At 62.4% G+C, this 21119-nt stretch carries 18 protein-coding genes; 3 read left to right on the forward strand and 15 right to left on the reverse strand.

Going from position 1 to position 21119, the window contains the following annotated elements; genetic code table 11:
• Window positions 1–6 precede the first annotated feature (6 nt).
• From CSQ92_RS25880 to CSQ92_RS25940, 13 genes are all read right to left on the reverse strand, one after another.
• Window positions 7–1557, reverse strand: a complete 1551-nt coding sequence (locus CSQ92_RS25880) for a sugar ABC transporter ATP-binding protein (RefSeq protein WP_092613231.1) — start codon at window positions 1555–1557, stop codon at window positions 7–9.
• An 84-nt stretch (window positions 1558–1641) separates the two neighbouring features.
• Entirely contained in the window at window positions 1642–2601 is a 960-nt protein-coding gene (locus CSQ92_RS25885) for a sugar ABC transporter substrate-binding protein (protein WP_034780889.1), read from the reverse strand.
• A gap of 208 nt (window positions 2602–2809) precedes the next feature.
• A complete protein-coding gene (locus tag CSQ92_RS25890; RefSeq protein ID WP_099395771.1) occupies window positions 2810–3691 on the reverse strand; it encodes an EamA family transporter in 882 nt (293 codons plus the stop codon).
• A 162-nt stretch (window positions 3692–3853) separates the two neighbouring features.
• Window positions 3854–4933 (reverse strand): zinc ribbon domain-containing protein, encoded by a 1080-nt coding sequence (locus CSQ92_RS25895; protein WP_099395772.1) that lies wholly within the window; start codon window positions 4931–4933, stop codon window positions 3854–3856.
• A gap of 8 nt (window positions 4934–4941) precedes the next feature.
• Window positions 4942–6057 (reverse strand): zinc ribbon domain-containing protein, encoded by a 1116-nt coding sequence (locus CSQ92_RS25900; RefSeq protein ID WP_143450438.1) that lies wholly within the window; start codon window positions 6055–6057, stop codon window positions 4942–4944.
• A 66-nt stretch (window positions 6058–6123) separates the two neighbouring features.
• On the reverse strand, window positions 6124–6849 hold the full coding sequence (locus CSQ92_RS25905; protein WP_139144208.1) for a hypothetical protein: 726 nt from the start codon (window positions 6847–6849) through the stop codon (window positions 6124–6126).
• Window positions 6850–6898: 49 nt separating this feature from the next.
• Complete coding sequence (locus CSQ92_RS25910) at window positions 6899–7921, reverse strand: zinc ribbon domain-containing protein (RefSeq protein ID WP_099395774.1); 1023 nt, start codon at window positions 7919–7921, stop codon at window positions 6899–6901.
• Between the two features lie 291 nt (window positions 7922–8212).
• On the reverse strand, window positions 8213–10474 hold the full coding sequence (locus tag CSQ92_RS25915; protein WP_034781012.1) for a YgiQ family radical SAM protein: 2262 nt from the start codon (window positions 10472–10474) through the stop codon (window positions 8213–8215).
• A 226-nt stretch (window positions 10475–10700) separates the two neighbouring features.
• Entirely contained in the window at window positions 10701–10979 is a 279-nt protein-coding gene (locus tag CSQ92_RS25920; protein WP_034753883.1) for a DUF4404 family protein, read from the reverse strand.
• A gap of 11 nt (window positions 10980–10990) precedes the next feature.
• Complete coding sequence (locus CSQ92_RS25925) at window positions 10991–11203, reverse strand: VF530 family DNA-binding protein (RefSeq protein ID WP_034780902.1); 213 nt, start codon at window positions 11201–11203, stop codon at window positions 10991–10993.
• Between the two features lie 109 nt (window positions 11204–11312).
• Window positions 11313–13466 carry a M3 family metallopeptidase gene (locus CSQ92_RS25930; RefSeq protein ID WP_099395775.1) on the reverse strand — a complete coding sequence of 718 codons (2154 nt, stop codon included), beginning with the start codon at window positions 13464–13466 and terminating at the stop codon, window positions 11313–11315.
• Window positions 13467–13690: 224 nt separating this feature from the next.
• Complete coding sequence (locus tag CSQ92_RS25935; protein ID WP_257219354.1) at window positions 13691–15856, reverse strand: M3 family metallopeptidase; 2166 nt, start codon at window positions 15854–15856, stop codon at window positions 13691–13693.
• A gap of 154 nt (window positions 15857–16010) precedes the next feature.
• The gene (locus tag CSQ92_RS25940) at window positions 16011–16229 is read right to left on the reverse strand and encodes a SlyX family protein (RefSeq protein WP_034753936.1); all 219 of its coding nucleotides are present in this window, start codon (window positions 16227–16229) and stop codon (window positions 16011–16013) included.
• A gap of 160 nt (window positions 16230–16389) precedes the next feature.
• Here CSQ92_RS25940 and CSQ92_RS25945 point away from each other — a divergent pair, with 160 nt between their 5' ends.
• Window positions 16390–16770, forward strand: coding sequence for a type II toxin-antitoxin system RelE/ParE family toxin (locus tag CSQ92_RS25945; RefSeq protein WP_218964092.1), 381 nt, complete (start codon window positions 16390–16392; stop codon window positions 16768–16770).
• Window positions 16767–17123: an addiction module antidote protein gene (locus CSQ92_RS25950; RefSeq protein WP_099395777.1), complete on the forward strand. Its 357-nt coding sequence runs from the start codon at window positions 16767–16769 to the stop codon at window positions 17121–17123. The genes CSQ92_RS25945 and CSQ92_RS25950 overlap by 4 nt, the downstream gene beginning before the upstream one ends.
• 7 nt (window positions 17124–17130) lie before the next feature.
• Here CSQ92_RS25950 and CSQ92_RS25955 read toward each other — a convergent pair whose 3' ends face one another.
• The gene (locus CSQ92_RS25955) at window positions 17131–19191 is read right to left on the reverse strand and encodes a UvrD-helicase domain-containing protein (protein WP_051991465.1); all 2061 of its coding nucleotides are present in this window, start codon (window positions 19189–19191) and stop codon (window positions 17131–17133) included.
• 209 nt (window positions 19192–19400) lie between these two features.
• Here CSQ92_RS25955 and CSQ92_RS25960 point away from each other — a divergent pair, with 209 nt between their 5' ends.
• Window positions 19401–19886 carry an SRPBCC family protein gene (locus tag CSQ92_RS25960; protein WP_034780908.1) on the forward strand — a complete coding sequence of 162 codons (486 nt, stop codon included), beginning with the start codon at window positions 19401–19403 and terminating at the stop codon, window positions 19884–19886.
• Between the two features lie 9 nt (window positions 19887–19895).
• On the opposite strand, the gene CSQ92_RS25965 is transcribed toward CSQ92_RS25960, so the two are convergent.
• The gene (locus CSQ92_RS25965; protein ID WP_257219355.1) at window positions 19896–21017 is read right to left on the reverse strand and encodes an HD-GYP domain-containing protein; all 1122 of its coding nucleotides are present in this window, start codon (window positions 21015–21017) and stop codon (window positions 19896–19898) included.
• Window positions 21018–21119 lie beyond the last annotated feature (102 nt).

Consider the following 21119-nt stretch of genomic DNA (forward strand, 5'->3'; position numbering starts at 1 on the left):
CGGCGATCAGGCCGCAGCTGGAGTGGAAGTGGGGGTCAAATAGCCGGAGAAGGCGGCCGACAGCAGAGCGTCCTGGCTCCAGGCGCCGCGCTCGAAGGTGTCGACGATGCTGCCCGCGCTCATGACGGCGATGCGGTCGCAGATCAGCATCAGTTCGCGCAAGTCGCTCGAAACGATGACGAGGCCCTTGCCCTGGCGCGCCTGTTCGGCCAGCACCTGATAAATATCAAACTTGGCGCCGATATCGATGCCGCGCGTGGGCTCGTCGAACAGCATCACGGGGCAGTCGCGGTACAGCCAGCGGGCGATCACCACCTTTTGCTGGTTGCCGCCGGATAGCTCGGCCACCGTTTGCGCGCTGTTGCGCGAGCGGATACCCAGGCGTTGGATGTAGTCGTCGGCCACCGATGCTTCGGCCGTATCGTTGAGCCAGCCGGCGCCGCTGACGGTATCGAGCGACGCCAGGGTCGTGTTGACGGCAATCGACTGGCGCAGCAACAAGCCTTGTCCCTTGCGGTCTTCCGTGATCATGGCGATGCCGGCTTTCACTGCTGCCTGCGGCGAGTGCAAGGCGGCGGGCGTCGCGCTGTCGCCGAGGAACACCTCGCCGGCATCGGCGCGGTCGGCGCCAAAGATCAGGCGCAGCAATTCCGTGCGGCCCGAGCCGATCAGGCCGGCGATACCGAGGATCTCGCCGGCGCGCAGGTCAAACGAGGTCGGGTTGACGACCTTGCCGCGCGCCAAGCCACGCACGCGCAGCAGCGGCGCGCCGATGGTGCGGCCGCTCAAGTCGACGGCATCGTCGGCCGAGCGGCCCACCATCAGGCTGACCAGGTCGGCGGCGGAGTGGCCCGCGATATCGTCGTCGCACACGAGCTGGCCATCGCGCAGCACGGCGATGCGGTCGGCCACGCGCTTGAGTTCTTCCAGGCGGTGGGAAATATAGATGATGCACACGCCTTCGGCTTTCAGGCGTTCGATTTGCAGGAACAGCAATTCCACTTCGCGGTGCGTCAGCATGGCCGTCGGCTCGTCGAGCACCAGCAGGCGGCAGGCGCCGATCAGATTGCGCGCGATCTCGATCATCTGCTGGTGGCCGATGCCCAGTTCGCCGACCAAAGTCCACGGGTCGAGACCGCCCAGGCCCACTTTCTCCATCTGTTCGCGCGCGTCGCGCTCCAGGCGCGTACGGTCGATGAAACCGAAACGCTGCGGCAGGTTTTTCAGGTACAGGTTTTCCGCGATCGACAGGGTGGGAATCAGATTGAGTTCCTGCATCACCATGCGGATGCCCAGCGCTTCGGCGGCGCCGCGCGAGGCGGGCTGGTAAGGCTTGCCGTCGAGCAGCATCGTGCCCGTGGTGGCTTGCTCCAGGCCGCAGATGATCTTCGACAGCGTGCTCTTGCCCGCGCCGTTCTCTCCCGTCAGCGCCAGCACCTGGCCAGGGGCAAAGCGCAGACCCACGCCACCGAGGACGGGGCCGACATAGGACTTGCCGATGTTGTCGAGCGTTAACAAGGGGATGGCGGCTGGCGCCGGTGAAATGTCGGTGGGCATGATAAAACTCCGCGGTAGTGGCGGCGGGGCCGGCGCCGCCTACTCGGTGAGTACGCAGGCGCCGGCCCCGGCGGGATCAAACGATCAGGACTTGGCGCCCTTGGCGACCAGTTCGACCTTGGTTTCGATGACGCCACCAAGCTCGGCCTGTTTCTTCTTCTGCGCCAGGGCTTTCAGCACGGTCTCGATGCCGAACACGGCTTGCTGCGAACCGAACTGGTCGGCGGTAGCCAGCACGCGGCCATCGGCCAGCATCGGCTTGATGGCGTTGATGTTGTCGTAGCCGACGACGAGCACTTTGCCCGTCTTGCCGGCCGCCTTGATGGCGGAAATGGCGCCGATGGCCATGTTGTCGTTACCGCACAGCAAAGCCTTGATATTCGGATTGGCGTTCAGCATGGCGGCCGCCACCGTGTTGGCAGGAGCGATTTCCCACTGACCCGACTGCACGCTGACAACTTTTGCGCCGGCCGCATTCATGGCGTCCTGGAAGCCCAAAGTGCGCTGCTGCGCGTTGTAGGTGGTGGACACGCCTTCGATGATGCCGACGGGGTCGCCCTTCTTGATTTGCTGCGCCAGGTAATCGCCGACCACCTTGGCGCCCTTGCGGTTGTCCGGGCCGACGAATGGCACGGAAATGCCCTTCTCTTTCAGGGCGCCCGCGTCGAGCTTGTTGTCGATATTGACGACGATGATGCCCGCGTCGATGGCTTTCTTCAGCACCGGCACCAGCGCTTTCGAGTCGGCCGGGGCGATCACCAGCGCGTTGACGCGCGAAACGATCATTTGCTCGACCAGCTTGATCTGGCTCGACGTATCCGTCTCATCCTTGATGCCGTTCGACAGCAAGTCGTACTTGGCGGCATTGGCCTTCTGATGCGCCTTGGCGCCATTTTCCATGGTCAGGAAAAATTCATTGGCGAGCGACTTCATCACCAATGCCACCTTTGGTTTGGCTGGCGTCTGCGCCATCGCCGGCACGGCGGGCAAGGCACACACGAGGACAGCGGCGGCAATCATTTTCAGGCGAATACGGGATGTCATGAGCGTCTCCAGAGTTGTTGGTCAAGCACGTGTACTGCATGCTTTTTAGGAAATTCGTTGCGCGCAAACGTTTGCGCGAAGCGAATAGTGCCTCAATGCCCCATACCAGTGCAAGCAAAACTGTATGTGCGGTGCAGCAAAAAGGCAGCGCCCAGAGGGAAAGGGGCAGGCTGATGCGATCAGCCTGCCGAGGGGAAATGCGCGACAGTCAGGATTTTGTTGCGGGACGGGCGCTGACCCACTGCACGGCCAGCACGCTGGCCAGTACCAGCAGCAAGCCCAGCATCGACCAGCCCGTCATGGCCTGGCCCAGCAAGGCCCAGCCCAGCACGACGGCCATCAGGGGACTGAGCAGTCCCAGCGAGGACACGGCCACGGGCGACAGCCTGGCGATACCGCGGAACCACAGCGCATACGCCAGCAGGGCGCCGGCCAGGCACAGATAGGCGTAGGCCAATACTTGCTGCAGCGACAAGGCCGGCAGCGGTGCGTCGGCCAGCCAGGCGACGGGCGCCAGCATCAGGCCGCCGAGCAGTAATTGCCAGCCCGTCAGCGCCAGCACGGGCAAGTCCGGCTTCCAGCGCCGCGTCAGATAGGTGCCGGCCGCCATGCACGCCGTGCCGCCCAGCGCGGCGGCGATGCCGACGGGTTCCCATACCGTGCGCGGCGACAACAATAAAACGCCCATGCCGGCCACACCCAGCACGCTGGCAAGCAAGGCCAGGCGGGCCGGACGGCGCCCTTCCACACCCCAGGCCAGGCCCATCACCAGCAGCGGCTGGATGGCCCCCACCACGGCCGCCAGGCCGCCCGGCAAGCGGTAGGCGGCCACGAACAGCAGGGCCTGGAACACGCCGATATTCAGCGCGGACAGGAGCAGTACGCGGATCCAGTCGCGCCGCGCGGGTAGGCGCCGCATGAGCAGCAGCAACAGCAAGCCGGCCGGCAGCACGCGGATCAGGGCCGCCGTGAAGGGCCGGTCGGGCGGCAGCAGTTCGGACGTGACGATGTACGTGGAACCCCAGATCAGGGGCGCCAGCGCCGTGAGCAGAATGTCGCCCCAGGCGGGACGGACGGAGGAAGAGGCCATACAACTATCTCGATATTAAGATAAAGCGAGTGTGGGCGCGAACTATCTTGATGTCAAGATAAACCATCCGCCGCACCGTCGGCTGACAAGCGTAAAAAAGCCCGGCATGGCCGGGCTCTGTGATGGATACGAGGCGGCAAGCTGCACCGCCTGGATCGCCGCTTAATCGCGCATGCGCCGCAGGGTCGTCACCCGCATGCCGCCCATGCTGATCTGCGCCGTGCTGCCATCGTCGCTGACGATGATGTCCATGGCCGCCTCGCCCGCGCCTTCCGGCGTGATCGTCACGGTATTGCCCTTGGTGGTGAAGGTGGCCTTGGTCGACGTCCCGTTATTGATCACGCTGTCACTTGTAAATTCCAGGACATTGCCCATCGCCGCCTGCCATTTCCCCACCGCCGGGTGGCCGCCAAAGCGGAACGCGCTCTTCAGCTTGTCCAGCATGCCGGCGCCCTGCCCGGCCGGCGCTGTGCCTATCACACCGGTCATGGCCGCCTGGCTCATCTGCGCTTCGTCGATGACTTGCCAATGCTTGTCGACCAGCGCCAGCGGCAACCGTACTTCCAGGTCGCCATCCGGCAAGCGTTGCAGGATCAGCGCGCGGTCCGCCGACTTGGCGAACCATGCCGCCTCATCGGTCAATGCCAGGGTGGCCTTGGCCATCGCCACTTGCTGTGCGCCCAGGTCGCGCACCTGGTCGTAGCCGCTGACCTTGGCCACTTTCACGCCCTTGGCCACGCACAGCTTGTCGCCGCGCAAGGCCGCCTTGCCCGGGGCAGCCAGCGCGTAGACAAATTGCGATTGCGCAACCCAGCCACCGCTGCTTTGCTCCACGGGTGCACTGTACAGCCCGCTACGCACGAGAATATCGAGCCATTGCCGGGTAGAAGTGTCGTACGAGGCAACGCGGATCTCTTCCTTCTGGTACGGCAAGTTGGTGAGGCACAGCAACTTGTCGCGCACCGCCTCGTCGGCCGCCAGGTGGGTATCGATGGCGCGGCTGAAACTGCTGGCCGAGGCCGCCTCTGGCGCCAGCAGCCACGCCAGGACGCCACCGGCCACGATGACCACCGCCAGCGCACCGCCGGCAAGGATGAGGTGGCGCCGCTGCACACCAGCCGGCCTGGCCGGCGCGGCGGGCGCCGGCGCGGCTGCGGCGGCGTTCACGGCATTGCCGCATTCATCGCAGAAGCGCGCGCCGGGGACATAGGCGGTGCCGCATTTGGTGCAGAAGTGAGCCATGGTATGCCTTACTTGAGTTTATGCGCGCATTCGCCGCAGAACACGTCATCGGACGCGACCGGTGCCTTGCAGCTTGGGCATTGCAGGCTGTCAACAGGTACGGCCGCCGGCGTGGCAGGTGCGGCTGGGGCAGTCGCCTGCTCGGCCAGGGCACGCGCGCGTTCACGCGCTTCCTCGGCTTTTTTCTTGACCGTGGCCAGGCCGTCGTTCAGGCTTGCTTCGGAGGCGCTGAAATCGACATTGCGCGTGGCGTTCAGGTAAATGATGCACACGCCCTTGGTAAAGATCAGGCCAGGCACTACGGCCGCGGCCGCCAGCAGCAAGCCGCCGCCCAGGCCGGCTGCGATGATGTAGCCGGAACCGCCACTCAGACCCGAAGCCAGGGAATACATATTCATCTGGCCGCCCAGGCCCAGGATGCCTGCGGACATGCCGCTGGTCAGCGACACGCCGGTACCGAGCACGCCAAAGATCAGCAGGGCCACAAACGAGGTGATCAGGAACAGCAGCACTTCCAGCAAGATCACGGACACCAGCTTGGTGCGCACGATCAGGTTCAGACGGGCAATGATCTGGAACACGCTGGCACCCGACCAGGCGGCAGGACCGGCCAGCGGCAGCATCACGTAGAACAGCGCAAACACCAGCACGCCCAGCACGATGGCCGACAGCGGGAAGACAACCGTGTACAGCACGGGGCCGAGCACGGGGATCTTGCAGACGAACAAGATGATGGCGATGGCGATCATGGCCGCCAGCACGATCAGGAATTCAAGGAAGACGACCGCGATCAGGCGGTGGCTCGTGTACAGCGAAACGAGCACGGCATCCACCAGGCTCATGCCCGGCTGGCCTTGCGCATCGCGCATCAGCAGGATGCCCACGGCGTTGGAACCGTAGAACATCACGAGGAAGGCCATCAAGCCGCCGAAAAAGGCCAGCAGCGGACTGCTCATGCCGCCGGCAAGCGTCGCCAGCACGCCACCGACAAGCACGGCGCCGATGAAGGTCAGGGCCAGCAGGGCAATCGCACGGAAGTTCTTGATGGCATCGGTCGCTTCGATCAGCGAGCCCACGGCGGAAGAAAAGGGAAGAGGATTATGTGCTTCGGTGGAAGTGGTCATGTAAAGCCTAGTGGAAATGAATCGGGAATGGAGCGGCCTGCCGGGCCGCCCCGTGGTACCAAGGTGTTAGTAGGCGAGCGCCAGTTGCAGCTCGCTCGCGGGCGCCTGGCGCTGGACGATCTGCAGCTTGACGTCCTGGCCGCCGACGCGCTTGCTATTCAGGTACAGCGCCGTGCGCACCGGGTAAATGCCCTGCGGCACGCCTTCCGGCATGGGAATCGAGAAGCCGCCCTTGTAAGCGCCGCTGCCGTTATTGCTGCTGACGACCTTGCGCACAGTCTTGATCAGCTCGCCATTTGGCTTGTACAGGCTCAATTCCTCTTCCACCAGCGGGTTCGGATCGCGCGTGCCGGCCGCCACTTCGATATACGAATTGGTCTGCGCCTTCTGGCCCGGACGCACGGAAGATGGCGTAAAGCCCGTCTCGTACTTCACCAGGGTCGACTGCTCGGGCAGCTTGCCCTTGTTGGCCACCTTGTAGTCGGTCTGCACCTGCTGCGCCGTCTTGACTTGCTGGCTTTGATAATTCAAGGCCACGCAGGCAAGCGCGCCCAGGCTGGCGCCCAGCGCCGCGCCGCGCACGGTATTGTTGCCGCCGCCCAGCAAGCCGCCCACGACGGCGCCGATGCCGGCCAGCATGGCCGTATTGCATTCGCCGCTGGCCGCTTCCGTGCCTGCGGTGGTGGTATTGCCGGTGGCGCCAGGGCCGCCCGGCGCGGCGCAGCCGGCCAGCATCGAGGACACGACCAGCATCGCCACCATGGGCTTGGCAATTTGTTTCAAGTTTTTCACGTTATTCTCCGGAAAGATCAAAATAGGAATGGAAGGCAAGCAGCGCGGCTTACTCGATCTGGATTTGCGACAGCGCCTTGTCCTGCGCTTCTTTCGCCTTGCGCTTGATATCGAGCGCGTAGCGGTTGCCCGTGTCCATGCGCAACACGGCATTCGCGTTGGCAATGGCACAGTCGTATTTGCGCTGGCTCATGCAATGGCTCGCTTCCGACAGGCTCTCCGTGATGACGCTTTCCAGGCCGGTCGTCTGTTTGACAGGCGCCGGTGGCGGGGTCACCTTGACGGGCTTGGCTGGTTTTTCCACGACGGGTGCCGGTGCCGGTGCCGGAGCAGGCACCGGTGCAGGTGCTGCCGCCGGTACTGACGCGGGTTCGTCCGCAGCCGCGGCAGGTGTCGCGGCAAAATCGGCCGTCGCGGGGCCATCGAGCGCAGGGTCGCTGATGGCCAGCGGCTGCTCGGCGGCAGGCGCAGGGTCCTCCAGCGCGGGCAAGGCTGGAGCGGGTTCGGATGCCGGTGCAGCTGGCTTGCCGGACAAGAAATAGTAAGCGCCCGCACCGCCCAGCAGCACCACCGCGGCGACGGCTGCGGCGACCAGTTTCATGCGCTTGCCGCCCGTTTGGCTGTCAACCGGCATGTCGGGAACGTTGTCTGCCACGGGTGCGGGAGTGGCTTCTGGTTCCGGTGCAGGCACGGGATCGGCACGGCGCTTTTCCAGCACGGGCGGTGGCGGCGGCGCGACAGGCGCCGGGATGGCAACGGGAATCGGTTCCGGGACAGCTTCCGCGACCACTTCTGCCACCGGCAGGGGCTCAGGAACGAACACACGCACTGGTTCAGGAATCGGCTCAGGAATCGGCTCAAGAACCGGTGCCGGCGACACCACTGGCGCCACGGCAAAGCTGAATGCGCACTTGGGGCAGAACTTGGCATCGGGCTTGCAGTCATGGCCGCATTGGCCACAGGCTTTGCCCGGCAGCGGGACGGCGGCAGGAGCGGCGGCAAACGTCGTGCCGCAGGAAGAGCAGAATTTTGCGCCCGGCTTATTCTCGGCCTGGCAGGAAAGGCATTTCAATTGGCATCTCTTTTCATCTAAACACTGGGTGGCGCGTACGCTGGCGCTTGCCAGAATGGCAGCTTTGTTGCCGTACGGCTAAATATCCAACGAGTATATTTTCAAACACCGAGTTGCCACAAGGGAAAATTGCCTTTTGCTCTATTCATTTTTTAAATATTGGTAAAAATCCTGCTGCCAAGGCTAGCCGCCACGCCATCCCGGGGCGCAGATAGCAAAAAACCCGGCAACGCAGTACGCGTTGCCGGGTTTCGAGAGGATGCCCCAGGTGCAGGGAACAGTGACGCTGGCTTACTTGCGCCCGCCCCGTGCCGGCGCGGGATGGCCACCCTTGGCTGGCGGCTTGCTGCCACGGCCCATCGGCACGGCGGCCGGCTTGGCCTTGGTCTTGATGGTCGACAAGATCGATGGACGTACTTTCGATTCGACGGCGCTCGCCTTCGGTGCGGCGGCCGTGCCGCCCAGGGCGATGCGGTTCTTGCCTGGCGTGACCTTGAACTTGTCCGGCGTGCCGGCGCCATGCGTCTGGCGGCTGCGTTCGCCTGCGGCCAGGCCGCCCGATTCCGACGACGTCCAGGCCGGGATCAAATGCTTGTCGCCATTGCCGATCAAGTCGCCACGGCCCATGTTGACCAGTGCTTCGCGCAGGATCGGCCAGTTGGCCGGGTCCTGATAGCGTAGGAACGCTTTATGGGTGCGGCGGATCTTGCCGCTGCGGGCCGTTTCCACCACTTCCGAGTCTGCCGTCACCTTGCGCAAAGGATTCTTGCGCGTGTGATACATGGTCGTCGCCATGGCCATCGGCGTGGGCATGAAGGTTTGCACCTGGTCCAGCTTGAAATTGTTTTTCTTCAGCCACAGGGCCAAATTCAGCATGTCCGTGTCCGTCGTGCCCGGATGGGCGGCGATAAAGTAGGGGATCAAATACTGCTTCTTGCCCGCTTCCAGGGAGAAACGGTCGAACATTTCCTTGAACTCGTCATACGCGCCGATGCCGGGCTTCATCATCTTCGACAAGGTGCCCTCTTCCGTGTGCTCGGGCGCAATTTTCAACAGGCCACCCACGTGGTGCGTCACCAGTTCCTTCACGTACTCGGGGGAACGGACGGCCAGGTCATAACGCAAGCCCGAGCTGATCAACACTTTCTTGATGCCGGGAATGGCACGCGCCTTGCGGTACAGTGAAATGAGCTTGCTGTGGTCCGTGCCCAGGTTCACGCAGATGGACGGATACACGCAGGACAGGCGGCGGCACGAGACTTCGATCTCTTTTTCCTTGCACGCCAGGCGGTACATATTCGCCGTCGGACCACCCATATCGGAAATGGTGCCCGTAAAGCCTTTGGTTTTATCGCGGATATGCTCGATTTCGCGCAGGATCGACGGTTCCGAACGGCTCTGGATGATGCGGCCTTCATGTTCCGTGATCGAGCAGAAAGTACAGCCGCCGAAGCAGCCGCGCATGATGTTGACGGAAAAGCGGATCATTTCCCAGGCAGGGATATGCGCCTTGCCATAGCTCGGATGCGGGGCGCGCGCATAATTCATGTCGTACACGCCATCCATCTCGTCCATGGCCAGCGGCAGCGGCGGCGGGTTGAGCCACACGTCGCGTTCGCCGTGCGCCTGCACCATGGCGCGCGCATTGCCGGGATTCGATTCCAGGTGGAACACGCGCGACGCGTGCGCATACATGACGGGATCATCCTTGACGACGTCGTAGGCAGGCAGGCGCACCACCGTCTTGTCGTGCTTTTCCTTGGCCATGGCCAGGCGCTCTTCGCGGCTCATGATGCGGATCGGCTTGATGACTTCGGCCGATTTCGACGCATTTTCCGTGGCGCAGGCGGTCTTGTCTTCCTGCACCATCTCGTACGGGCTGTAGTGCGGATCGATCTTGCCGGGCACGTCGACGCGGGTGGAATTGTGCACGCCCCAATCGTCGCCGGGCAACCAGCCGGACGGCACCATGAAGGCCGTGCCGCGCAAGTCACGGATATCCTTGATCGATTCGCCGGCGGCCAGGCGATGGGTCAGGTCGACCAGCGCCCGCTCGGCATTACCGAAGATCAACAAATCAGCCTTGGAATCGGGCAAGACGGAACGGCGGACCTTGTCCGACCAGTAATCGTAATGGGCGATGCGGCGCAGGGATGCCTCGATGCTGCCGATGACCACGGGCACGTCGGGATACGCTTCGCGCGCGCGCTGGGCGTACACGGTGACGGCGCGGTCCGGGCGCTTGTTCGGTTCGGCATTCGCCGTGTAGGCGTCGTCGGAGCGGATCTTGCGGTCGGCCGTATACTGGTTGACCATGGAATCCATGTTGCCGGCGGTAATGCCATAGTACAGGCGCGGCTTGCCGAGGATGCGGAACGCGTCGGCCGACAGCCAGTCCGGCTGGCTGATGATGCCGACGCGGTAACCCTGCGCTTCGAGCAGACGGCCGACCAGGGCCATGCCGAAACTCGGATGGTCGATGTAGGCGTCGCCCGTGACGAGGATGACGTCGCACTGGTCCCAGCCCAGCGCGTCCATCTCGGCACGCGACATCGGCAGGAAAGGCGCCACGGCAGCGCGGGCAGACCGCTTGGGAACGGTCGCAAATAAATTGGTAGGGGAGCTCATAGGGTACGGATTGTACCGGAATTGGCCATTTCCAACCTGACGGCCTGCTTTTTACTGTTGGATTTCAGTACAAAAAACGTTTATTTTTCAATCACTTGGGGAAAGAAGGCCCGTCCCGGCAGGACAAGGCCCGACATTTCCCACAACTTGCTTAAATGCCCATATTGGCTAAAATCTCACCCAATTCGCGTAAGGCCGGCTCCAGTTTCGGATGCTTGACGGCAAACTTGGCCGACAATTCCTGGCTGCGCTCGGCCAGTCCATAGGTGGTCGATTCTTCTTCCTGTTCCTGCGCGGCGCGCTTTTCCATCAGCAACTTGATGTCGACATCGAGTTTTTGCAGCAAACCATGCAGTTCTTCATCGACGGGGCCGCTGGTTTCCAGTGTCGAATGCAGTTGTTGCAGCGATTCCTTGAGTTTGCTATCCATGTTTTTTCCTGTCAGTCAGTAAATTGCGTGTCCAGGTACAGCTGTTCCACCTTGCTCCTGGCCCACGGGGTCTTGCGCAAAAACTTCAGGCTCGACTTGATGCTGGGATCGCTGATGAAGCAATTGATATCGATGTGCTTGGCCAAGCCATCCCAGCCGTAATGGGCCTGCAGACGCGTCACGATACCTTCCAGGGTAATGCCATTCAAATCTTGCTGACTCATATACTCTTTCGACTGCCTTCTTATTTACATCTTACTCAATTCTACGCCGCCGGCACGGAAAGCTTGCGTGCGCCATGTCAACGCAACGCAAGCTTCAGATGGGGACGCCTTACTTCGCGTTCAAGCCGCGGCGTTCCAGCAATGGTTCCACGGTGGCATCGCGGCCGCGGAAGTCGCGGAACAGTTGCAGCGCATCGACGCTGCCGCCGCGCGACAGCAATTTGCTGCGGAACCAGTCGCCATTCTTGCGCGTCAGGCCGCCGTTTTCCTTGAACCAGTTAACCGATTCCGCGTCCAGCTTTTCCGACCACAGGTAGGCGTAATACGCTGCCGAGTAGCCGCCGGAGAAGCTGTGCGAGAAATAGCTGGTGCGGTAGCGCGGTGGCACGGGTGCGTAATCGACGCCTGCATCCTTCAGCGAGGCAGCTTCAAAAGCCAGCACGTCGGTCGGGATCTGGCTCGGCGCCAGCTGGTGCCAGCGCTGATCCAGCAGGGCCGCCGACAGGTATTCCGTCGTCATGAAACCCTGGTTGAATTTCTTCGCCGCCGTGACCTTGTCGAGCAATTCCTGCGGCATCGCCGCGCCGCTCTGGTAGTGCTTGGCATAGTTTTGCAGCACTTCCGGCCAGACGGCCCACATTTCATTGACTTGCGATGGATACTCGACGAAGTCGCTCGGCACGCTGGTGCCGGCAAAGCGCGGATATTTCACGTTCGAAAACATGCCGTGCAGCGCATGGCCGAATTCGTGGAACATGGTCGTCACTTCATCGAACGTCAGCAAGGTCGGCTGGCCGGCGGGCGGCTTCGGAATGTTCAATTGGTTGGCCACCACCGGATGCGTGCCCATCAACGACGATTGCGACACGTATTCATTCATCCACGCGCCGCCATGCTTGTTGCCGCGCGCATAGAAGTCGGCGATGAACAGGGCCAGCGGCTTGCCGTTGGCGTCGAGCACGTCGTAGACGCGCACGTCCGGGTTGTACACCGGTAGATCAGTGCGCTGCTTGAAGCTGATGCCGTAGAGTTTATTGGCGGCAAAGAAGACGCCATTGTTCAGCACGCTGTTCAATTCCAGGTACGGTTTCAGCTCGTTTTCATCGAAATTGAAACGCTGCTTGCGCAGCTTGTCCGTGTAGATGGCCCAGTCGGCGGCCGCCACCTGGAAGCCGCCCTTCTCGGCATCGACCACTTGCTGCAGGTCGGCCGCTTCGCGGCGCGCGTTGGCAACGGCCGGTTTCGCCAATTCCGACAGCAGGGTGTTGACGGCCGTGGTCGTCTTGGCCGTCTGGTCTTCCAGCGAGTAGGCGGCGTAATTGGCATAACCGAGCAAGGTGGCCCGTTCGGCGCGCAATTTGGCCAGCTTCAGCACGATGGCGCGGTTGTCGAACTCGCCGCCCTGGCTGCCGCGGTTCAGCGACGCATCCATCAGGCGCTGGCGCGTCTTGCGATCCGTCAATACAGCCAGCGGCGGCTGGCCGCTGGTGTTGACGAGGGCGATGACGAACTTGCCCGTCAAGCCGCGCTCCTTGGCTGCCGAGGCGGCCATATCGATATCGCTGTCCGTCATGCCGGCCAGTTCGGCGCGCGTGTCGACGACGATGCTCTTGGCATTCGTTTCCTTCAGCACGTTTTGCGCGAAGGCAGTTTCCAGGCCCGCCTGCTCGGCGTTGTAGGCTTTCAATTTTTCCTTGTCCGCATCGGACAGCTTGGCGCCGGCGCGCACGAAATCCGTGTGGTAGCGTTCCAGCAAGCGCAGGGATTCGGCATCGAGGCCCAGCTTGTCGCGCTTGGCGTACAGGGTGTCGATGCGGGTAAACAGTTTCGGATTCAGGGTAATCGCATCGGCGTGCGCGGCCAGCTTCGGCGACACGTCCACTTCCACCGCTTCCAGCACGCTGTTCGTGTTGGTCGAGGTCATATTGCTGAAGATGCTTTGCACGCGGTGCAGCAACTGCCCCGTGCGCTCGAGGGCCACGATGGTGTTCTCGAACGTGGGCGCCTGGCGGTTGCTGGCAATCGCGTTGACTTCGGCCAGCTGGCGTTTCATGCCTTCGGCAAACGCCGGCGCATAGTGCGCGTCCTTGATCAGGCCGAACTGCGGCATCTGGAATGGCAGCGGGCTCGCTTTGAGCAGGGGGTTCTGGGCGCTGACGGCGGCGGCGGGCGCGGATTTTGCGGTGGCGGCAGCCATGGCGGACGGAGCGGCGTGGGCCAGCATGACGCTGGCGGCGATGACGAGCAGTTGTGGACGGATCATGACATCTTTCAGGAAGCGCGGGGAAGAACCGCGATCGCGTCGCGGGCCAGTGGCAGATCATAGCAGCCTGTCACACAGGCGTCATCCAACATGGGCGATCCTGTGGTGCATCACGCAAAATGCGCGGTTTACCACGGTTTACAATCAAAAACTCCAAATAAAAATGGCCGCCCGTTACGGGGCGGCCATCGATGTTCAGTACCGGCCGGGCCGGTGAACGGGTATTACTTGGCGTTCAAGCCACGGCGCTCCAGCAGCGGCTCGATCTTCGCATCGCGGCCGCGGAAGTTGCGGTAGATGTCGAGCGCATCGGCGCTGCCGCCGCGCGACAGCAGTTTATTGCGGAACCAGTCGCCGTTCTTGCGCGTCAGGCCGCCGTTTTCCTTGAACCACTCGACCGTGTCGGCATCGAGCTTTTCCGACCACAGATACGCGTAGTAGCCGGCCGAATAGCCGCCCGCGAACGCATGCGAGAAATACGTGGTGCGGTAGCGCGGCGGCGCCGGGGCGAAATCGACGCCGGCATCCGTCAAGGCGGCTTTTTCAAACGCCAGCACGTCGGTCGGGATCTGTGCCGGGGTCAGCTGGTGCCAGCGCTGGTCCAGCAGGGCCGATGCCAGGTATTCCGTGGTTTTATAGCCCTGGTTGAAATTGTCGGCTGCCGTCACTTTCGCCAGCAGTTCGGCCGGGATAGCCGCGCCCGTCTGATAGTGCTTGGCATAGTTTTGCAGCACTTCCGGCCACAGCGCCCACATTTCATTGACTTGCGACGGGTATTCGACGAAGTCGCGCGGCACGCTGGTGCCGGCAAAGCGCGGGTATTTCACGTTCGAGAACATGCCGTGCAGCGCATGGCCGAATTCGTGGAACATGGTGTTGACTTCGTCAAACGTCATCAGGGTCGGCTGACCCGCTTCCGGCTTCGGAATGTTGAGGTTATTCGCAATCACCGGCTTGCGGTTCAGCAAGGCCGACTGGCCCACGTAGGCATTCGCCCAAGCGCCGCCGCGCTTGTTGCTGCGCGCGTAAGGGTCGAGCGTAAAGATGGCCAGCTGCGTGCCGTCTTCATTGAAGACGTCGTACACCAGCATGTCGGACGTGTAGACAGGCAAGTCGGTGCGCTGCTTGAAGGTCAAGCCATACAATTTGCCAGCAGCAAAGAACACGCCCTTGGTCAGCACGCTGTGCATTTCAAAGTACGGTTTCAACTGAGTCTCGTCGAAGTTATAGCGTTCGGCGCGCACCTTGTCGCTATAGAAGGCCCAGTCGGCAGCGCCCACCTTGAAGCCGCCTTTGCCTGCATCGATGACCTTCTGGATATCGTCCGCTTCACGGCGCGCGTTGACGACGGCCGGCTTCGCCAGTTCGCCCAGCAAAGCGTTCACGGCGGTCGTGTCGTGCGCCGTCTGGTCTTCCAGCGAATACGCCGCGTAGTTCGGGTAGCCCATCAGCGCGGCACGTTCGGCGCGCAGTTTTGCGAGTTCCAGCACTTCCTGGGTATTGTCGAATTCACCGCCACGGCTGCCGCGCGCTTGCGAAGCGGCCATGATGCGTTCGCGCAGGGCGCGGTTGGTCAGCAGCGACAGCGGCGCCTGGCCCGTCGTATTGACGAGAGCGATCACATACTTGCCATCCAGGCCGCGCTTCTTGGCCAGGCCGGCAGCCACCTCGATGGCGGCCGGCGACAGGCCGTCCAGCTCTTCGCGCGTATCGACGACGACGGCCGAGGCGTTCAATTCCTTCAGCACGTTCTGCGCGAACTTGGTCGACAGGGCAGCCAGCTGGCCGTTATAGGCGCGCAGCTTTTCCTTGTCGGCCACCGACAGCTTGGCGCCGGCGCGTACAAAATCGGTGTGGTAGCGTTCCAGCAGGCGTTTCGATTCCGCATCCAGGCCCAGCTTGTCGCGCTTGGCGTACAGGGTGTCGATGCGCTTGAACAATTTGTCGTTGAGCATGATCGCGTCGCTATGGGCCGCCATTTTCGGCGCCAGTTCGCGTTCCAGGCCCTGGATCGTCTCATTCGTATTCGAACCGGACATCACGGAAAACACGGTGCGCACGCGGCTCAGCAACTGGCCCGAGCGTTCCATGGCCACGATGGTGTTGTCGAAGGTAGCTGGCTTCTTGTTATTCGCAATCGCGTTGATTTCCGCCAGGTTGGCGGCCATGCCTGCCGTAAAGGCGGGCGCATAGTCGGCGTCCTGCACCTTGTCGAACGGCGGATAGTTGAATGGCAGGCTGCTGGCCTGCGCAAACGGGTTCGAAGCGGGCAGCGTTGCCGCCGCGGTAGCGGCAGTGGCAGGTGCTGTGGTGGCGGTGGCGGCAAAAGCGGCAGCGGCTGGCGCCAGCATCAGGCTGGCGGCGATGACGAGCATTGTTGGACGGGTCATGTCTACTTTCTAGGAACGCAAGAGAGCCGCGATTGTGTCGCGGGCCAGCTTGAAATAATAACAGCCTGACACACTTGCGTCACCCGCAACGACTGACCTTAACGGGTGGGCGGGTAATGAATGGTTTTCATGCGTCCCGCTCCACGATGCCGATTTAGTAATGCGGCGGACGTTCGTTGACCAGCCCGCCATTTGCCTGCTGCGCCCCATCGCGCACATGTTCGCCCAGCTTGTGCAGCATCGCCTCAAGCTGGTCGATGCGCTTGCCCTGCTGGTACACCATCTGGTTCAGCGACTCGACCAGGTCTTCCTGCTGCGCCAGCTTGATTTCAATATCGACGAAACGTACTTCCATCTGTTCTGCATTGTCCATGTTGCTTCTGCTCATTTCTGACTGAAAGCGGCATTCTACCGCCGCAGTAGCGTGAGCCAGGACAAACCTCGTCCATTCGCCATCGGTCAGACGGCCATTGCTGCCTATTCTTTCGTTTGGCCCTCTCAAATCGCTTGACGAATGAGAACAAACGATTACAATGACTGCATCCACGCCACCCGAACCACCGCTGATCGACACGCGCAAGACGGCCGAATACCGGCGCTGGGAAGACTCGCTGCACGATGTTGCGGCCGCCGCCATCGACGCGCGCATCAAGCACTTGCAGCACGGTGGCGACTGGCGGCCAGTGGGTGAAGGCGTGTGCGAGCTGCGCTTTTTACAGACGGGACCGGGCTGGCGCGTGTATTTTCATGAAACGAACGGGGGCACCCTGATCTTGCTGCTGTTGGGCGGCAACAAATCCAGCCAGCAGCGCGACATCAAGCAGGCGCAAGCGATCCTCCGGGAGCTGAAAGCCCGGCAGGCGGCCCTCAAAAAAGCGGCGGCAAGCCCCTCCACAGGAGCACGAAAGAAATGAACCACGACATCGACCACGACACCTTCGACCTCGACGACCTGGAAGCATTGGGACTGAGCAAATTTGACCCGACACAACACCTGACCAGCAAGGCCGCTGTGGCCGCCTACATGAGCGAAATCGTCGCCACCGGCAATGCCGAACTGTTCCAGTCCGCCATGAACGACGTGGTGCGTGCCTACGGCATGGGCAAGGTGGCGGCCAGGGCCGACATCACGCGCGAAGGCGCCTATAAAGCCTTGCGCGAAGGCAGCAAGCCGCGCTTCGAAACCATTTTAAAGATGCTCGATGCGCTGGGTATGCAGCTGGCCATCGTGCCAAAAACCGCGCCGGACGGCGCCGTGGAAGCCTGAGCGCCGCTTACCCTTTCGGCGCGGCCAACAGCGCCTTCATGCGCGCCAAACGCTCCTTGGGCGAAATCACTTCCGCTTCCGTCGGCACGGCGTCGCCCACGTCGAGTTCCATTTCCTTGATGAAGCGCGACGGGTCGCAATGGACTTGCTCGCCAGCCCGCTTGCGCTTCTTGCACCACGTAATGTGCAAGGTGCGCTGGGCCCGCGTAATGCCCACATACATCAAACGCCGCTCTTCCTGGATGCGCGCGGCGATGGTTTCGGCCGGCGCGTCAGGATCGCCCTTGTGCGGCAAGATGCCCTCTTCCACGCCGACCAGAAACACGTGCGGAAACTCGAGACCTTTCGACGCGTGCAGGGTCGACATGCGCACGGCGTCCTGCTCCTCGTCCTTGCCCTCGAGCATGGTCATCAAGGCCACCATCTGCGTCAATTCCAGCACGTTCTTTTCTTCGCCATCGCGGTCCTTGCCGCCCCGGCCCCGTTCCTTGAGCCAGTTGACGAATTCCAGCACGTTCTGCCACTTGCTTTGCGCTTGGCGTTCCTCGAAGGCATCGTACAGATACGATTCGTAGTGGATTTCCTTCATCATGTCATCCAGCACTTCGGCCGCGTTGTCGCCGCTGCCGGCCGCACCCGGACGGCTGGCGCGCGATTCCAGGTCATTGATGAAGTTGCAGAAGTCGCGCAGCGGCCCCAACTGGCGGTCCGTCAGCTTGGCCTCGATGCCGCCCTTGAACACGGCCTGGAACAGCGAGCACTGCCACTGCCCCGAGAACGCGCCCAGCACCTCCAGGGTCGACTGCCCCACGCCACGGCGCGGCGTCGTCACGGCGCGGATGAAAGCCGGATCGTCATCCTCGTTGGCCAGCAAGCGCAAATAGCTAATGATGTCCTTGATCTCGGCCTTGTCAAAGAAACTCTGGCCGCCCGAAATCGTGTACGGAATGCGTTCCTTGCGCAAACACTGCTCGATGATGCGCGCCTGGTGATTGCCTCGGTACAAAATGGCGTAATCGGAAAATTTGTTCTTGCGTTCAAAATGGTCGGCCGAGATCATGATGGCGACCTGCTCCGCCTCCTGCTCGTCCGTCTGCATGCCCAGCACCTTGATCGGCTCGCCCAGGCCATGTTCGGACCACAGCGACTTTTCAAACAGTTTAGGATTGTTGCCGATGACGGCATTGGCTGCATTGAGCACGCGCATGGTGGAGCGGTAATTCTGCTCCAGCTTGATCACGCGCAAATCGGGGAAATCCGTCTCCAGGGTCTTCAGGTTTTCCACGGTGGCGCCGCGCCACGCATAGATCGCCTGGTCGTCGTCGCCCACGGCCGTAAACATCGGCTTCTTGCCGATGCCCGTCACCATCAGTTTCACCAGTTCGTACTGGCACGTGTTCGTATCCTGGTATTCATCGACGAGCAGATAGCGCAGGCGGCGCTGCCACTTGTCGCGCACGGGACCGTTGTTGCGGAACAGTTCCACCGGCAAGCGGATCAGGTCGTCGAAATCGACGGCCTGGTAGGCAGACAAGGTGGCCACATAGCTGCGGTAGATGCGCGCCGCGTTCGCCTCGTCCTCGTCCTTGGCTTGTGCCAGCGCCATGTCCGGGTCGATCAAGCCATTTTTCCACAAGGACATGGCGTTCTGGATCCCGCGAATGACCTGTTTATCGGTGGTAATGGCGAGGTCTTGCACCAGCGAAAAACAGTCGTCGCTGTCCATGATGGAAAAGCGGTCCTTCAGCCCCACGCCATTGGCTTCCTGGCGCAGGATTTTCACGCCCAGCGAGTGGAAGGTCGACACCGTCAACTGCTTGGCCTGGCGCGGCTGTTTCAACAGCTTGGCGATGCGCTCCTGCATTTCCAGCGCCGCCTTGTTGGTGAAGGTCAAGGCGGCGATGGTGCGCGGGTCATAGCCCCGGTCTTCGATCAGATGGGCGATCTTTTGCGTGATCACGCGCGTCTTGCCCGAGCCGGCGCCCGCCAGCACCAGGCAAGGGCCGTCGAGATAGGTAACCGCTTCGCTTTGGGGCGCATTCAGACCGAACTGTGGTGCTTTGGACATCAGGGTATTTCCGCAGGGAACAGCAGCCCATTGTAACAGCGTCGCGCAGGCTATTTGCATGGCGGGTCATGCCTGAAAAACAGGCAATGGCATTGATATATCGCCATCTGACGCCATCTTGACCCATGCAATGCGTGCGGCACGGCCACGCCTGGAGTACCATTCCGCCTATATCGCCCGTGTGCGCCCACTTACCGAATGGCAGTCCCATGAAATTTGAACACCTGATTGAAATCAACGATCCTTTGAACCCGCTGATCGACACCTTGACCCTGGAGCAAGTCTGGCGCGGCCTGGTCTTGCGCGCCGAGTCGCCCAAGCTGTTCGTGCCGCACCTCGATGAATGCCAGATCAGCGAGCGCAGCGATACCGGCTTCGCGCGCAGCCTGCGCTATGGCGAGCTGGTCATCAACGACAGGGTGGTGCTGGTGCCGCAACTGCAGGTGCGCTACGAAGTGCCGGCGCAAAAGGATATCAGCGCGTCCTCGCTGGTGATGACCATCGAAATGCCCGACGAAGCGAGCATGTGGGTACGCTTCCAGTACGACGACGGCCACGACGCGGCCACCGATGCGGCCAACGCCCTGTACGACGACTTCCGCCGTTCCGCCTACAAGGAGTCCGACATCGACACCGTGCGCATCATGCGCGAACTGGCAGTCGAAGGACGGCTGGATGCGGGCTTGCTGAACTAAGCGCCTGGGCTACATTCGCGCGCTGCGGCCCCACAGCTGATCAGGGCGAAACTGCAAACCCGCCTGCTCCGCACTGAGCACTTCGCGGATCGCGTGCAAGTCCACGCGCGTATCGCGCCGCAGCGGCACGTCCAGGCGCGCGCCGCGGGGGCCGATCAGTGACTGCACGTGCGGCGTGGCGGCATTCAAGCCCTTGCGCGTGACGACGCCGATTTCCCCATTGAGCAGTTTGACGAAGGTGCCGACCGGGTAGATGCCCAGCTCGCGCACCAGCAGGGACGCCAGCGGCGCATCCAGCGTGGCCTTGTCGGCCATCAGCATTTCGCGCAGGGCCACGTTCGGCAGCAAGGGCTGGCGGTAGCTGCGCTTCGAAACGCGCGCGCAATAGCGGTCGGCCAGCATGATCAGGCGCGCGCCGATGCCGATCGCCTCGCCTTGCGTGCCCAGCGGATAGCCGCTGCCATCGATATTTTCATGGTGCTGCAGCACGGCCTGCAGCCAGACGGCGTCCGTGACGCCCGCCGCGCGCAGCAGGTCGACACCGGCTTGCGGATGAGCACGCAAATAGACCCGCTCCTGCGCGTCCAGCGGCCCCGCCTTGTGCTGGAAATCCGCATGGCGTTCCAGCATGCCCACATTCATGCTCAGCGCGGCCAGCACCACGCTGCGGATCACGCCATCATCGAGTTTCAGGGCGCGCGCCAGCAGGGCCGTGATGACGGCCGTGTCGACGCTGTGGCGCACGGCAAAGTCGCCCGCGCCCTGGTTGTGCAGGATGCAAGCCAGCGCCACGTCCGCATCCAGCGCAACAGCCTCTTCCACCAGCTGCGCCAGCGGCGCGAGGGATAGGTGGCTGCCCGCCTGCCCGGCGGCAATGGCCGGCAGGACGAGGGCCAGCCCTGCCGTGACAAGGTTCAGCATGCGCAGGGCCGACGGCGCTTCCGTGGCCGTGCGCGGCACGTCCGCACTGGTATCGGCGATGACGCCATGCGCCAGCAGCAATGCGATCTGGTTCTCGCTGCTGATGACATGGCCCAGCCTGGCCAGCAGGCTGCCCGTCTCGCCGTGCACGTCCCAGGGCAGGGCCACGCCCAGGGCGAGTTCCCCCGCGTAAATGCGCCGAATTTTCACATCGTCTCCGTGTCATCGCCAGCCGCTACCCTTTTTACCATTGCGGCATGGGCGGCATGTGCCAATTGAAATGTTTTTTGCTTTTAATCAATATTTCAATGT

The sequence above is a fragment of the Janthinobacterium sp. BJB446 genome, assembly GCF_002735655.1.
GTDB lineage: Bacteria > Pseudomonadota > Gammaproteobacteria > Burkholderiales > Burkholderiaceae_D > Janthinobacterium > Janthinobacterium lividum.

What these genes read in the sequence shown, in the direction of transcription:
- CSQ92_RS25880 (WP_092613231.1), bottom strand. Translation starts at nt 1,557, where the DNA reads ATGCCCACCGACATTTCACCGGCGCCAGCCGCCATCCCCTTGTTAACG.
- CSQ92_RS25885 (WP_034780889.1), bottom strand. Translation starts at nt 2,601, where the DNA reads ATGACATCCCGTATTCGCCTGAAAATGATTGCCGCCGCTGTCCTCGTG.
- CSQ92_RS25890 (WP_099395771.1), bottom strand. Translation starts at nt 3,691, where the DNA reads ATGGCCTCTTCCTCCGTCCGTCCCGCCTGGGGCGACATTCTGCTCACG.
- CSQ92_RS25895 (WP_099395772.1), bottom strand. Translation starts at nt 4,933, where the DNA reads ATGGCTCACTTCTGCACCAAATGCGGCACCGCCTATGTCCCCGGCGCG.
- CSQ92_RS25900 (WP_143450438.1), bottom strand. Translation starts at nt 6,057, where the DNA reads ATGACCACTTCCACCGAAGCACATAATCCTCTTCCCTTTTCTTCCGCC.
- CSQ92_RS25915 (WP_034781012.1), bottom strand. Translation starts at nt 10,474, where the DNA reads ATGTCGCGTGCCGAGATGGACGCGCTGGGCTGGGACCAGTGCGACGTC.
- CSQ92_RS25920 (WP_034753883.1), bottom strand. Translation starts at nt 10,979, where the DNA reads ATGGATAGCAAACTCAAGGAATCGCTGCAACAACTGCATTCGACACTG.
- CSQ92_RS25925 (WP_034780902.1), bottom strand. Translation starts at nt 11,203, where the DNA reads ATGAGTCAGCAAGATTTGAATGGCATTACCCTGGAAGGTATCGTGACG.
- CSQ92_RS25930 (WP_099395775.1), bottom strand. Translation starts at nt 13,466, where the DNA reads ATGATCCGTCCACAACTGCTCGTCATCGCCGCCAGCGTCATGCTGGCC.
- CSQ92_RS25935 (WP_257219354.1), bottom strand. Translation starts at nt 15,856, where the DNA reads ATGACCCGTCCAACAATGCTCGTCATCGCCGCCAGCCTGATGCTGGCG.
- CSQ92_RS25940 (WP_034753936.1), bottom strand. Translation starts at nt 16,229, where the DNA reads ATGGACAATGCAGAACAGATGGAAGTACGTTTCGTCGATATTGAAATC.
- CSQ92_RS25945 (WP_218964092.1), top strand. Translation starts at nt 16,390, where the DNA reads ATGACTGCATCCACGCCACCCGAACCACCGCTGATCGACACGCGCAAG.
- CSQ92_RS25950 (WP_099395777.1), top strand. Translation starts at nt 16,767, where the DNA reads ATGAACCACGACATCGACCACGACACCTTCGACCTCGACGACCTGGAA.
- CSQ92_RS25955 (WP_051991465.1), bottom strand. Translation starts at nt 19,191, where the DNA reads ATGTCCAAAGCACCACAGTTCGGTCTGAATGCGCCCCAAAGCGAAGCG.
- CSQ92_RS25960 (WP_034780908.1), top strand. Translation starts at nt 19,401, where the DNA reads ATGAAATTTGAACACCTGATTGAAATCAACGATCCTTTGAACCCGCTG.